General features: G+C 58.8%; 11 protein-coding genes and 1 pseudogene. 7 read left to right on the top strand and 5 right to left on the bottom strand.

Translation table 11 applies throughout. The features are described 5' to 3' along the window. Window positions 1–33: 33 nt before the first annotated feature. The 5 genes from dnaA (at window position 34) to V7R84_RS00025 (ending at window position 5,109) form a co-directional block, all read left to right on the top strand. A complete protein-coding gene (gene dnaA / locus V7R84_RS00005; protein WP_338573932.1) occupies window positions 34–1,368 on the top strand; it encodes a chromosomal replication initiator protein DnaA in 1,335 nt (444 codons plus the stop codon). A 477-nt stretch (window positions 1,369–1,845) separates the two neighbouring features. Next, window positions 1,846–3,006 (top strand): DNA polymerase III subunit beta, encoded by a 1,161-nt coding sequence (dnaN, locus tag V7R84_RS00010; RefSeq protein WP_338570727.1) that lies wholly within the window; start codon window positions 1,846–1,848, stop codon window positions 3,004–3,006. 95 nt (window positions 3,007–3,101) lie between these two features. After that, complete coding sequence (locus tag V7R84_RS00015; protein ID WP_338570730.1) at window positions 3,102–3,317, top strand: hypothetical protein; 216 nt, start codon at window positions 3,102–3,104, stop codon at window positions 3,315–3,317. A gap of 81 nt (window positions 3,318–3,398) precedes the next feature. Then, complete coding sequence (recF, locus tag V7R84_RS00020) at window positions 3,399–4,565, top strand: DNA replication/repair protein RecF (RefSeq protein ID WP_338570732.1); 1,167 nt, start codon at window positions 3,399–3,401, stop codon at window positions 4,563–4,565. Further along, window positions 4,558–5,109 (top strand): DUF721 domain-containing protein, encoded by a 552-nt coding sequence (locus V7R84_RS00025; RefSeq protein ID WP_338570734.1) that lies wholly within the window; start codon window positions 4,558–4,560, stop codon window positions 5,107–5,109. The genes recF and V7R84_RS00025 overlap by 8 nt, the downstream gene beginning before the upstream one ends. 34 nt (window positions 5,110–5,143) lie before the next feature. On the opposite strand, the gene V7R84_RS00030 is transcribed toward V7R84_RS00025, so the two are convergent. After that, complete coding sequence (locus V7R84_RS00030) at window positions 5,144–5,794, bottom strand: response regulator transcription factor (protein WP_338570736.1); 651 nt, start codon at window positions 5,792–5,794, stop codon at window positions 5,144–5,146. A 672-nt stretch (window positions 5,795–6,466) separates the two neighbouring features. On the opposite strand from V7R84_RS00030, the gene V7R84_RS00035 reads away from it, so the two are divergent. Further along, window positions 6,467–7,090, top strand: a complete 624-nt coding sequence (locus tag V7R84_RS00035) for a transposase family protein (protein WP_338570738.1) — start codon at window positions 6,467–6,469, stop codon at window positions 7,088–7,090. Between the two features lie 887 nt (window positions 7,091–7,977). Beyond that, complete coding sequence (locus V7R84_RS00040) at window positions 7,978–9,177, top strand: sensor histidine kinase (protein WP_338570741.1); 1,200 nt, start codon at window positions 7,978–7,980, stop codon at window positions 9,175–9,177. Window positions 9,178–9,313: 136 nt separating this feature from the next. On the opposite strand, the gene V7R84_RS00045 is transcribed toward V7R84_RS00040, so the two are convergent. From V7R84_RS00045 to V7R84_RS00055, 4 genes and pseudogenes are all read right to left on the bottom strand, one after another. After that, on the bottom strand, window positions 9,314–9,493 hold the full coding sequence (locus tag V7R84_RS00045) for a hypothetical protein (RefSeq protein WP_338570744.1): 180 nt from the start codon (window positions 9,491–9,493) through the stop codon (window positions 9,314–9,316). Between the two features lie 150 nt (window positions 9,494–9,643). After that, window positions 9,644–10,351, bottom strand: a complete 708-nt coding sequence (locus V7R84_RS00050; RefSeq protein ID WP_338570746.1) for a hypothetical protein — start codon at window positions 10,349–10,351, stop codon at window positions 9,644–9,646. 129 nt (window positions 10,352–10,480) lie between these two features. Continuing rightward, a pseudogene (locus tag V7R84_RS15355) lies at window positions 10,481–10,807 on the bottom strand (alcohol dehydrogenase catalytic domain-containing protein); the annotation flags it as partial. Next, window positions 10,804–12,936: a DUF4135 domain-containing protein gene (locus V7R84_RS00055; protein ID WP_338570748.1), complete on the bottom strand. Its 2,133-nt coding sequence runs from the start codon at window positions 12,934–12,936 to the stop codon at window positions 10,804–10,806. The pseudogene V7R84_RS15355 and the gene V7R84_RS00055, both read right to left, overlap by 4 nt. Between the last annotated feature and the right edge of the window lie 7 nt (window positions 12,937–12,943).

The following is a 12,943-nucleotide window of genomic DNA, read 5'->3' on the forward strand; positions in this document are numbered from 1 at the left end:
GTGTCCGTACCCGCCGTGCCCGAACTGGACGCCATGTGGGAGCGGATCGTCGGCGACATGCCTGTCTCCTCCAGGGCCTGGTTGCGTCGCACCAAACCCATCGCCATGCACAGCAACACCATGATGCTGGCGGTCTCCGACGAGACCACCCGCGAACGCATCGAGACCAAGCTGCGCACCGAGATCGAAACGAAACTCAGCGCGGTAACGAAAACCAGGACCTACCTGGCCTTCGTGATCGATCCATCGCTGCACGTTGAGACCCCGGACCTGGAGATTGCCCCACCTCTTCCCCTCATTGACGAGAAGGTCCGACACCATCGTTCCGCGAATCCCAACTCCGATCTGAAACTGAACCCGCGCTACACCTTCGAATCCTTCGTCGCGGGTTCCTCGAACCGATTCGCGCACGCCGCTGCGGCTGCCGTGGCGGAACAACCCGGCAAGTCGTACAACCCGCTGATGATCTACGGCCCCTCCGGACTGGGAAAAACCCACCTCCTGCACGCCATCGGGCACTATGTGCGCAGCTACTACGAGAACCTGCGGGTGCGCTACGTCTCCACCGAGGAACTCACCAACGACTTCATCAACGCCATCTCTGACAACCGGACCGCTGAGTTCCGACGCGCCTACCGCGATGTGGACGTGCTGCTGGTCGACGACATCCAGTTCCTGGAAGCGAAAATCCAAACCCAGGAGGAGTTCTTCCACACCTTCAACACCCTCCACAACGCGCAGAAACAGATCGTGATGTCCTCCGACCGGCCCCCGAGGCTGCTGGAGGCGCTCGAACCACGACTCAGATCCAGATTCGAGTGGGGTTTGATGACCGACATCCAACCCCCCGACCTGGAAACCCGCATCGCCATCCTCCGCAAGAAGGCGGCATCACAGCGGCTGACCGCTGGCACGGAGGTTCTGGAGCACATCGCATCACACATCACCACCAACATCCGCGAGATCGAGGGCGCACTGACCCGCGTCGCCGCCCTCGCGAGCCTCAACCAGCAAGAGATCACCCTCGAACTGACCGAACGGGTGCTGCGCGACCTGATTCCGGAGGGCAACGACACCCACGTCGACGCCGACTCCATCATCGCCGCCACGTGCGCCTATTTCGGGATCTCCGCCGACGAGCTAGCAGGAGCCAGTCGCGTTGCTGCCCTAGCCCGGGCCCGTCAGATAGCCATGTACCTGTGCAGGGAACTCACCGACCTGTCGCTGCCGAAAATCGGATCCCGCTTCGGGGGTCGCGACCACACCACCGTCATGCATTCAGTGAAGAAGATTGACACGAAGATGGGCGAGGACCGCCAACTCTTCGACCAGGTGACCGAGCTCACCAACCGCATCAAACAGAGCTGAGACCACGACATACCAAGCGTATCGACTCGGGTCGCTCGTCCTAACACTCCGCCTCAACCGCATCCACAGAAAGAGCGCTGCCCTGTGGAAAGTTATCCACAGGTCTGTGGATTATACGGTGGACATCGCGGTGAACAGGTCACCGACGGCGAACAATCCACAAATCCTCCCCGTGTAATTCTGGGTTCATCCACAGCTCATACACACCCTCAAACCCAGTCTGACAAGGGATTTTAGGTGTTTTCCACAGGTTCCACAGGCGTTACTATGAATACTAAGATGTAATTACAGAAAATTTCTTCAAAGTCACAGCGGTGGAAACGTGGAAACCTCCGTCAGAAGCCTGCGTCCAAACGGCTGACGCGGAATCACCAGGTTTCGGGGGCCTCAAACCCACGTCAAACAGGCCGGCTACCGGTATGCTGACGGAATACCACACCATGGTGGCTGCTGGTACGACTACCTAAAGGGGACGATGTGAAGATTCGAGTGGAGCGCGACGCACTGGCCGATGCCGTTGCCTGGGTGGCTCGCAGCCTGCCGAATCGTCCCACAGCTCCTATCCTCGCGGGTCTGTTGATGAACGCATCCGGTGATGAAGTGACCCTCTCCAGCTTCGACTCCACCACGTCCGCTCAGGTGACGATGCCAGCCGAGGTCACCGACGAGGGAACGGTGCTGGTGTCGGGACGGCTGCTGAACGAGATCGCACGTTCCCTACCGAACAAGCCCGTCGAGATGGTCGCCGATCACACCCAGGTCGAGCTGACGTGCGGATCTGCGCGGTTCAGTCTTCAGACCCTTCCCGTCGACGAATACCCCACCCTGCCTGAGATGCCCACTCAGACCGGTCTCGTTGACGCATCCGTCTTCGAGAAGTCTGTCAGTCAGGTTGTGATCGCAGCGGGCCGCGACGAACTGCTCAACGTCTTCACGGGTGTACGCGTGGAAATCAACGGTGACCGACTCTCCTTGCTCGCCACCGACCGCTACCGGATGGCGCTCAAGGAACTCACCTGGCAGCCGTCCTCACCCGACATCGAAGGTGCGGTGCTGGTGCCGGGCCGGGTGCTGGCGGATACGGCCAAGTCGCTGACCTCCGGTAAGACCGTCACTGTGTCGTTGTCCACCACCGAATCCGAGGGTGAAGGTCTGGTCGGATTCATCGGTGAAGGCGCGAAAGGTCGCCGCGAAGCCACCACCCGCCTGCTGAACCAGGCCTTCCCGAAGGTGCGGCATCTGATGGATGTCGTCGGTACCGTCACCGTGCGGGTTCCCACCGCCGACTTGTTGGCCGCAGTGAAACGCGTTTCCCTCGTCGCGGAACGCAACACCCCGTTGCGCATGCTCATCGAAGACGAGCACATCGCCCTCGAGGCAGCCACCGGCGACCAGGCCCACGCCTCCGAGGCCATCGAGGCTCAGGTCGACGTGGTTGGCGAGGAGAAATCCATCGAGGCAGCGGGGTTCAATCCGCACTACCTGCTCGACGCCCTCGGCGCCCTCGATGCGCCCTACGCGCACTTCTCTTTCACCGCGCCCGGTAAGCCCTGCCTCATCACGGGCCTGGCGACGATCGACGGCGACCAGCTGTTTGACTACCGTCACGTCATCATGCTCATGCGTCTGCCCAGCTGAACGGGTCGATTCGGTCGACGAACATCATCGACCGGTGGTGGCGTTAGATACAGATCTGTATTAAGTTGAGGGTAGTCACACGAAAGGAAAGATCCATGACCTCCATTGGAGGCCTTCTGGCCATCCTCGGCTTCGGGTCGCTGATACTCCCTGCATTCGGACTGCAGTTCAAGTTGCTGTCCGCGGTAGAGGGAGCGCAGCCCTGGTTCGGCATCATCCTGGGTGTTATCGGGCTTGCCCTCCTGGCAGTTGGTTTCATGCAAAACAGCAAGCAGCAGGAGCAGCAGCCGCAACCACAGCAGGTGCAGTGAAACTGAAACACTGATAGATCTGATGGGAGGGAACCGCCGGTTCCCTCCCATTTCCATGCCCGGGGAATAGGATCGGAGCCGATGTTCGTCACCCACTTGTCGGTCACCGACTTCCGCAACTACGCCGCCGCCGAGCTGGACCTCGTCGCAGGCGTCAACGTTTTTGTCGGATCGAACGGGCAGGGAAAGACGAACCTGGTCGAGGCCGTCGAGTACCTCTCGACGATGTCTTCTCACCGCGTCTCTGCGACCACACCCCTGATCCGTGCGGGTGCGGAGTCTGCCATCCTGAGGGGTCGGGTGCAGGCCTCCCGCGACGATGAACGCCTCATCACCCTAGAACTCGAGGTTGCTAACGGTCGCAGCAACATCGCCCGCCTGAACCGTGCTCCCCTGCCGCGGCCCCGCGACCTCGTCGGCGCGCTGCGTACCGTCGTCTTCTCACCCATGGACCTGGCCATCGTACGCGGTGACCCATCGGACCGGCGGGCCTGGCTGGACACCCTGGTCACCACCCGTTGGCCGCGCATGGCTGGTGTGCGAGCGGATCTGGACAAGATCCTCCGGCAGCGCAACTCGTTGTTGAAGGCGATGTCTGGAAAATCGCTGCGACAATCCACACCCGAGGAGGACGTGACCCTGCAGGCGTGGAACGACGCCCTCGCGCGGATCGGTGCTGAGCTGCTGCACGCGCGTCTCGACACATTGGCTGACGTTCTCCCGCACGCCGCTGGGGCCTACGAGACCATAGCCCCAGTGAATAACCGGATATCAGCGCTGTACAAGACTTCCTTGGATCTGGCGGGCATTCCTGTCGATGCGGTCCGCGAGACCCTCGAGGCGCGGCTGCTCGATGCTATGACGGAATGTCGCCGCGAGGAGGTCGCGCGCGGCGTGACCCTCGTCGGTCCGCAACGCGACGACATCACCTTGTCCATCGGCGATCTGCCGGCGAAAGGGTACGCCTCCCACGGTGAGTCGTGGTCGCTGGCGCTGGCCCTGAAACTGGGAGGATTCGCCCTGGTGCGTTCCGACGGTATCGAACCCGTCCTGGTGCTCGATGACGTGTTCTCGGAGCTGGATGCGATCCGCCGTGAACGCCTCGCGGGGGCGGTCGCCGACGCCGAGCAGGTGCTCATCACGGCTGCTGTTGGCGCTGATGTCCCCGATTTCCCGTCCGCGCGACGCTTTCGGGTGCAGGGCGGGGCGGTCGAACCCGTCGAGGAACTGGAGGTCGCTGATGACTGAAACATCCTTCGACGACGACCTTCCCGACGAGGAACCCCACGACCCGACTGGGTTGGAATTGGCGACCGAGATCGCCCACCAGACGGCCCGCACCTCCCCGCTGCTGCCCGAGGTCGCGCCACCGCCCCCGAAGGTCTCAAAACGCCGTCACAGGTTCGGGGAACAGCGTTCCGGCGCCCATCCCGACGACCGCGACCCGCAGCTGATCGGTAGCGTCCTCGAGTCCGTCGCGAAACGCCGGGGCTGGCAACGCCAGATCTCCCTCGCGACCGTGCTGCGTGACTGGTCCGGGCTCGTCGGCGCCATGAACGCCGAACACTCCTCCCCCATCGAGTTCAACGACGGTGTTCTCACCATCCAGTGCGACTCCACCGCCTGGGCCTCGGCCATGAGGTACAGCGCCGGGCCTTTGATTGCCAAACTGAATCAGGCTCTCGGGGAACGTTCGGTCCTACGCATTGAGGTGCTAGGCCCCCACGCGCCGAACTGGAAGCGGGGTCGCCGCTCGATCCAGGGACGCGGTCCCCGGGACACCTACGGGTGAAGATCGTTTCACGTGAAACCATCGGCTTTGACGGTCAGTCGCCGACCACCCCGTTCTGGTAGGCGAGGATGACCAGTTGGGATCGATCCCGGACATCCAGGCGACTGACCAGGCGAGAGACATAACTTTTCACCGTCGCAGAGGTGAATTTCATCTCCTCAGCGATTTCATCGTTGCTCAGGCCTTGGGCGATCAACCGGAGCAGGGACAGGTCCTTCTCCGAGAGCTCTCGGATCTGCTTGGAAGGGCGGTGTCCACGCTCGTAGCGCGAGAGGACGCGAGTGATGAGCTTGGGCGACAGTATGGCCTCACCCAGGTGGACTTGTTGGATGGCGTGCATGATCTCGCCGCGGGTGCTGGTCTTGAGCAGGAACCCCACCACTCCTGCGCGCAGGGCCTCATGGAAGGTGGCGTCATCCTCCAACGAGGTCAGCGCGATGATGCGACTCTTCACACCGATTTCATTGAGCTCATTGGTGGCCTTGATGCCATCCATGATGGGCATGCTGATGTCCATCAGGATCACGTCGGGGTTCAACCGTTTGGCGAGGGAAACACCGTTGAGCCCATTCGTTGCAGTGCCTACCACCGTGATACCGGGCATGGTCTCAACGATCCGCTGGATCTGCGCCCGTACCTTCTCATGGTCCTCGACGATCAGGACTCGGATCTTGGCGTCGCTCATGTTGTCAGTCTAACCAGCTTCAGGGGGATCCATTTTCTCAGTCACCAGAAGTTGACCTCCGCGTGCGAAGCGTCTTCCAGGGGTATTGAATAAGGTCAGGTCGAGTCGCCAGGAAGCGAGAGAAACGACTCTCAGTGCAATAAGTTCCACAGATCCCTCGATTCAACCATCATTATATTTCGGCGCTGAACGCCGTAGTCAAATATAAAATGCTCGAGAAAGTAGACCTCAATGAAGTGTCGAGGCTCGAGAAAGTAGACCTCAATGAAGTGTCGAGTCATTGTTTTGGCAATCGCTACTGTCTCTTTGTTTTTCTCCCAGGGTGCCATTCATGCCGAGGCTAGTGTCGTGCCGGCGAATTCTTCTATGTTGCCAATGCAGACCGAAATTCATGACACCTTGATGCTTATTCATAGGGGTGTTTTGGCTTTCCCTAACTGACGCTTTATCCGAGGGGGATGTGGGGGCGGCTTGCCCGATCTGAGACAATTCAAAGTGTTCTACTACAAAGACTCTCAGATGAAAGACAAGCCGCTGCCGTGAATACTACCACGATCCTTGAGCGTGATCAGATCCTTGACCTGTGTGAACTGATCCACACATCCCATTCCGGAAACCTATCCGGCAGCAGGATCCCGTGCCCTAGGCTTGTTCCGCTGTATCCAAATCACTGTGTTAACACTCAGACACAACCTCACCCAAGAGTTACTGGCCGACATCCACACAGTTTCCCAAGCCACCATCTCGAGGGTGATTACGGTTTACACTCCCTTGATCGCCGAGGCCCTCCAAGCCTGGGTGCCCGGCACGGGGGACCTCGACCCTGACCGCCAGTACATCATCGACGGTACTCTGGCGCCCTGCTGGTCGTGGCACGACCGTCCCGAACTGTACTCAGGCAAACACCACACCACAGGAGTGAACCTGCAAGTGGCCTGCACCCTGACCGGACAGCTCGCCTGGATCTCCCCACCCCTGCCAGGTAGTGTGCATGATGCAAAGGCCATCACAGAATCCGGATTCCTCACAACCCTCAATGGTCAAAGTCATATCGGGGACAAGGGCTACATTGGATTGGGAATGATCACCCCCGCGAAGAAACCCGCCCATGGTGAACTCACCGACAGCGACAGGAGAAACAACACGACCATCAACCGTGTCCGCTACCTCATCGAACGTGTTATCGCGAACCTCAAAACCTGGCGTGTTCTACACACCGATTACCGTCGCCCTTACAACACCTTCGAAACCACAATACAAGCCGTCACCGGACTCATCTTCGCCTACACCCCATGAATAAGCCTCCTTGTTGTGTGCAGTCTTTCCTCCCCTCTGTTCCAAGTGAACTTGTTGATTTGTCGGCAGTGAAGATCTAGAAGTGATTCCATGGTTGCGGTGCCGCTGATTTTGGCTCTTTGTTTTTGAGGGTGTTGTAGGTGGGGTTTATCGGCGCTTTTAGGTGTTTGTTGTCAGGTGGTTTTTAAGGCGTCCGGCGTGGATGAGGCTGCGGATGGTGTAGTGCGTGAAGTTGCGGAATCCAAGGCGATGCCGTGTAGGTGTTCCAGGCGTGCTCGTCAACGCCGACGACTTCCATGTCGTCGAAGCGGTGGGAGTCTTCGAGCAGCGCAGACTGTGCATGGGTCAGGACCGCGTTGTTGGCGATGTGCCAGGAGCTCCCAGGGCGGCTGCTAGCCGGGAGATCGACATGGACCAAGACCCAGGGCCCGCAGCCCCAACTCGACTGCCGAGTGGGTCAGAAGCGCCCGCAGCCGAGCCATGGCCGAGGTGTCCTGCTTCCACAGGCATCGGCACGTGGGTCAGGCCCCGGACCACCGTCCCACGAGCCTGCCTTTGGGCGCCGCACGCCTCTCGCAGAAAGGATCTTCGAAGCCAGCAGACACGCGGCACTCGATCACCGTGCGCTCCACTGTGAGGAGCTGCCTCACCGCGGTCAGTCCTAGGGCACCCAAACCCAAGAAGGTCTTCAGGTCAGGGCAGGAAAAAGTAGTCGCAGGCACCTTGAAGTCTCCCAGCTGGGGTGTGTAGCAACTTCCATCATCGGGGGACCTCGACCCCATACCCGGCACAACAACGCACCCCAACCCTGCCAAACAGATCAACAGACTCCGGCTACTACACCCTCAAACGCGAAGAGCCATGACTTCGAGGATCGGTTTCACAGAATGGGCGTCCCGATAAAAGGGCTAGTCAGAGTGAACCTAGTCCTCGACTGTTGTCCTTGGGTCAACGAGAAGTTAATATGGATCATGCTGCCACGTCGCGCCTCGAGTAGTTTCATAGCGCACCAAAGTATCGAGCCCATCATAGGCATTGTTCTGTTTATGCTCGCGATTGAAACTGCTTTGATAACAGGAACGCCGGTGGCTTGGGTCGTGTGGTTGGTAATGCTCACGGCAATCGTTCTGCTTCCTTTTCTTCCGCTGATTTCCTTATGTTTGATGGTAATCTATTTCCCGGCATGGGTGCTCGTTGGTGGCAGTGGTCCAGTGATGGTGGTGGGTGGGGCTCTGCTCGTCTATAACTGGTTTGCCCATCACCGCTCTTGGCGTTTTGTGATAGCCATTGTATATCCGGTTACAGTATTGATTTGTTGGGTGTATCTCGAATCATCGGAGGGATTGCTGTCGAACATCTTTTTCTGTTCTGGTTTGAGCGGGGTGGCGGTTGCTGCCGGGATTGGTGCGCACAGGCACTTTGCCCGCGAGAAAGAACTTCGTCTCGAAGGGGAGCAGGCCCTGCGTCGGATGCGCCTGTTGGCAGCCAGCGAGTTGCATGACAACGTCGCGCAGACCCAGACCCTCGTTGTGATGAGGTTGCGGGAACTGCTGGATGATCCCCTCCTTCCCCAAGGAATCGCATCGCAGGTCTCTGACCTGATCGAGATGTCAAATGACGCCACGAAGGAGCTTCGCTCCGCCATGGCGGCTCTTCGGGATGTGGACAAGGAGTTCGGGACGATCGGTCAGTCAGATGAGGGGAAGTCCCTGACCGAGCAGTGGATCCAGTTGGAGAGCGTCCTCAAGGAAGGTGGTTTCGACCCGGAGTGTAGATTTGAAGTGGGCGACATCAATTTTTCGGGTGAGCTGGAGCATGCGGCTTGCCGGATTCTCGGTGAGCTGGTCACCAACATCGTCTGGCACGGGGAACCGGGCCCGTGTCGCGTCGAGTTGTTCACATCCAGGGGTGATTTGGTGATGCGAGCGCGCAATACCATCACCAGCAGTTCTGCCCCCCGTAAGGAAGGTGGTGGACAGGGACTACGGGGAGTTGAGGAGCGAGTGGCGCGACTCGGTGGAAAGTGCTCCTTCAAATCCGCGAACTCACAGTGGTGCGCCCAGGTGAGGCTTCCGATCGCCTCTTGAGGCCTCAGGACCTCCCTGCATGGTTAAAAGCATGGTGGGTTGGGTTTTTGAGAAGGGAGGAGCTGTGCTAAGGAATTGTTCTGGGAAAGCGTGGTGGTTCTGACACACGATCAGAACCACCACGTCCAGGGTTTACTCACCGGGCCTCGCCCACTGGTTTCAGGAACAATACGTAACCGATCAGGGTGATCATGGCAACCGTCAGGATTCCTGCGCCACGAGCGACCCAGATGTCAACGTTATGGTTTGTCACGATGTCTTGAATGAACTTTCCACCCAAGAACGCCACGGCAATGAGTACAATCCAGCGAAGCATGTTTGTTTCCTTTCGTTTTAAGTTTCGCTCTGTTTTGGTATCGACGATAGATGTCGGACGGGTTGAATACAACTGATCGTCACCGAAGGTTGATGTGCAATGCCGAGGAGCACTAGAACATGACACTTTGATTCATTGGAAGATTGGTCATCACGCGGTTGCAGTCGCCAAGGCCTTGGTCCGGGGAGTCGTGACCGCCTCGGGATCGACCGATGCGAGGGTCATGACACACTTGCCGAACCGACCTGGATCGAAGAAGCTGCCGATGAGGAAAGCGATTGCCTCCCGGGGCTTGAAGACCGAATCGATGACCGGTCCGATCCGGGTCTCGCGGAACGCCCTGACCGCCTCGGCCAGATCACTGCTCTCACCGAGACAGTTTCCCTTCACGGACAAGTTCTTCAGCACCGCCATGGTCAAGGCGCGGCGTAGAGACACTCCGCTTTCCTCCGGTGTGCTGTCGGACAACAGGGGATGCTGATCCCGCAGGCCACAGGTCACGTACGTCCCACCGTTTGCCAACAACAAGGTGGCCGCTTCGAGGTTTATGTCGAAGAACGGATCGAAGACGTGAGTGAACTTCGAGTGGTCCGTCTGGGCAGGGAATGTTCCTGGCCTCAGGACACCTGTTGTGGCCCTGGGAAGCGCCTGGAGCTGCTCTGAACTCCACTCGGAACTGGACAGACAGTGGGGCCGAAACCCGTGACCTATGAGTTGCTGCGCGATGAACAGCGATGTGGCTGATCGGGCGCTGAGAATGACAGGATTTCCGCCAGACTTCAAGATTCCAGAGCGCCGAATCATGCCTGCTGCTGTCTGGGCTCCCAGGGCGAAGGCGGCAGCCTGCTGATCGCTCATCTCGGGAGGTACGGCCGTTAACTTAGCAGCATGGATTTTCAGCCATCCAAGTGACGCGAAATTTGTTGCCACGCCGGGCATTAATCCCGGCGCTGGAGCTTTGGGATAGGCAAAATCGCCCATGACACGATCCCCAACCCTGAATGCCTTCACATGTGACCCCACCGCAACGACCTCTGCGCAGAAGTCCGACCCGAAGGGTAGATAAGATTTTCCCAGACGGTCCATCTGCAGGTAGTTGTCCATCAGGATGCCTTTGTCCCGGAAATTGCATGCGAATGCTCTCACTCGCAGAAGAACATGTTCTCGATTCGCAGGGGATTTTCTATCAAATTCAGGCTGAGCGAAATCCAGCTGTCCGAGATAAAGTCGTTTTCCTCCCGCGTCCACATGTCCCAAGATTTCGATTCCCTTACGGTGCAACTGGTCTGGGGCCACCACTACAAGGCTTTTCATTTCTCCTCCTTCACGGATCGGGTCAGGCTGATCGGGGCCCAGGCTGGATCTCCGCTTTCATGGGCTCTAAGAAGCACGGCTGAATGGGCGACACCGCCCCAGCCGAGCAAGTATCCAACCAAGTGGTCCTTGTTCGGTTCGCCGACGTGGAACCCGTGTCGACGTGCATGTTCCAGGCTTTGCTTCCAATAGTCATGGGCCACATCCACGAACCAAGAGTCTTTCATGCATCGAGCAGCGTGCAGGAGTGCCTGGAGGATGCCACCTGCACCGTGACACACTGCAAGGTCGATGGGGCCTTCCGGCATTGACAGAACCGACTCGGCAATTTGTCGAACCGGGAGGATCTCTCGGAATTCTTCTGGCAGGTCGGTCGCCAGCAGAAGGGTTCCAGCTCGGCCGTTGCACCATCCCGATCCTGCCCAGCCGTCGGGAAACAACAGTTGCCTGGCCTCATGGGCAGCTCGCTGACACGCAACCCTGTCCCCGAGTCGCCGTGCCAGGCGCACCGCGGCCCAGAGTACTCCGAGGCGGCCATGGGCGAGTCCTCCGTTGGGCACAGTGTTGGTGGTCAAAATCTCCTGGGTTCCGGCATGCATCTGATGCAGGAGCGTGTCGGGAGTCTCCGGGAAAGTGGCAAGCGCGACGGCCAAACCGAGTTCACCAACGAAGAGATCTTTGGCGCCGTATCGCCAGAAGTTTTCCGAGACGTACTTCTCCGTCACGGGAAGGCGACGTCCCGTATGTCCCAGAACAAACTCGATGGAGGGAATACCGCTGATGATCGACGGAGGAGTCTGTTCCAGACCCGTCCGGTAAGCATCCTGGAGAGAGAGCAGGCCGCGACGAACCGAGTCGCTGAAGCCTGAGGGAATCAGATTCCGCAACGGATCCGAGCTTGCTTCGAGCTGCTCGAACAAAAACACGAGTCCACCCGAATCGTGGAGAGAAATCAACCCAGTCGAATGGTAAGAGATGGGGGCATCGCCATACGTTCCGTTGAGCCAACCGATCTCCGGAATGCCGGACTCGGAATGAACTGCTAGTGTGATCAACAGCTCAACCAGGGCGCCTGGATTTTCCGCAGTCATGCGTTCCACGACCTGCTTGAACATGGGAGCTGGGTGACTGAAATTCTTTTTTCCACAGTTCTCTGAATCGTGTGCACGAATGTATGAAAATCCTTCGGCAATGATTCGTTCGTCCTGTCGGAGTCGCTCCTCGCTCATGCGACGCAATGAGTCGATCGCGTTCTGTGTGGGGGAGACGGCGAAGACAGGGCCGGTCTCATGATCATCCATTTTGAGTGAGGTTCCGTTGGCGTCGCTGTAAGCAAACGGTATGTCACCTGCCAACAGTGCTGCTTTTTCTTTCAGGAGAATCTGGTTACCATCATGCTCGTTCATGGTGGGAGGAATTCTTATGTGCCCGAGCACCCGGTTGATTGACTCGGTGCTAGCCAAATTTTCTGCGAACAATGCGGCGCTCAGGAAATGGGCATAGTGTGCTGTGGGCCGGAGGATCTTCCTGACCGGAAAATCCGCATTGGCAAGACGTGCGATGATTTCATCACGGACCTCGATGACACGTCGATAACCCTCTTGGTAACCCGCAACGAAATCTCCTTGGTAGGGGACGGGATCGACTGCCTCGCCCGTGGCCAGCCGAAGTGGCGCCTGTTCGCGGGTCACCTGCAGCACTGAGCGGGCGATGTCCACGGCATCGCTGGCTGGGTTCCTGAGGGTGAAGACCTTTTCCGTGGTGGTCTGCGGCAGGGAAGTGTTGATGGCTCCGATGAGGAGACTCTTTGGGGTGGTGGGTAGCTTCGCCGGGATCACCGAGGTCGTGCAGATGGAACGGGCGACAGTGTCCTCGAGAGAGTGCGCAAGGCTGCCGTCTGTTTTCTGCCAGTTTCCGTGCATACCGGTCTCGAGGTCAATGAACCAAGGGTGTGATCCGGAGAAGAGGACGTTCTCATCGTGAATGTCGGTGGCGCCCAGGCCGGTAAGCACGGCGCTGCAAAGACCGAGTTTTCGATATGCCGTGGCGAGCTCCGTTTTCTTGATCCCGGTGACGGTGATCTGTTCTTGCCAGCCGTGGTTGCCGCGGTCAAGGCAGGGGGTCGGCAAAGTCGGT

This window comes from Arachnia propionica (genome assembly GCF_037055325.1).
Classification (GTDB): domain Bacteria; phylum Actinomycetota; class Actinomycetes; order Propionibacteriales; family Propionibacteriaceae; genus Arachnia.

Excerpts from the sequence above, each read along its gene's own strand:
- dnaA (WP_338573932.1), top strand. The coding sequence starts at position 34 with ATGTGGGAGCGGATCGTCGGCGACATGCCTGTCTCCTCCAGGGCCTGG.
- V7R84_RS00015 (WP_338570730.1), top strand. The coding sequence starts at position 3,102 with ATGACCTCCATTGGAGGCCTTCTGGCCATCCTCGGCTTCGGGTCGCTG.
- recF (WP_338570732.1), top strand. The coding sequence starts at position 3,399 with ATGTTCGTCACCCACTTGTCGGTCACCGACTTCCGCAACTACGCCGCC.
- V7R84_RS00025 (WP_338570734.1), top strand. The coding sequence starts at position 4,558 with ATGACTGAAACATCCTTCGACGACGACCTTCCCGACGAGGAACCCCAC.
- V7R84_RS00030 (WP_338570736.1), bottom strand. The coding sequence starts at position 5,794 with ATGAGCGACGCCAAGATCCGAGTCCTGATCGTCGAGGACCATGAGAAG.
- V7R84_RS00040 (WP_338570741.1), top strand. The coding sequence starts at position 7,978 with ATGGGCGTCCCGATAAAAGGGCTAGTCAGAGTGAACCTAGTCCTCGAC.
- V7R84_RS00045 (WP_338570744.1), bottom strand. The coding sequence starts at position 9,493 with ATGCTTCGCTGGATTGTACTCATTGCCGTGGCGTTCTTGGGTGGAAAG.
- V7R84_RS00050 (WP_338570746.1), bottom strand. The coding sequence starts at position 10,351 with ATGAGCGATCAGCAGGCTGCCGCCTTCGCCCTGGGAGCCCAGACAGCA.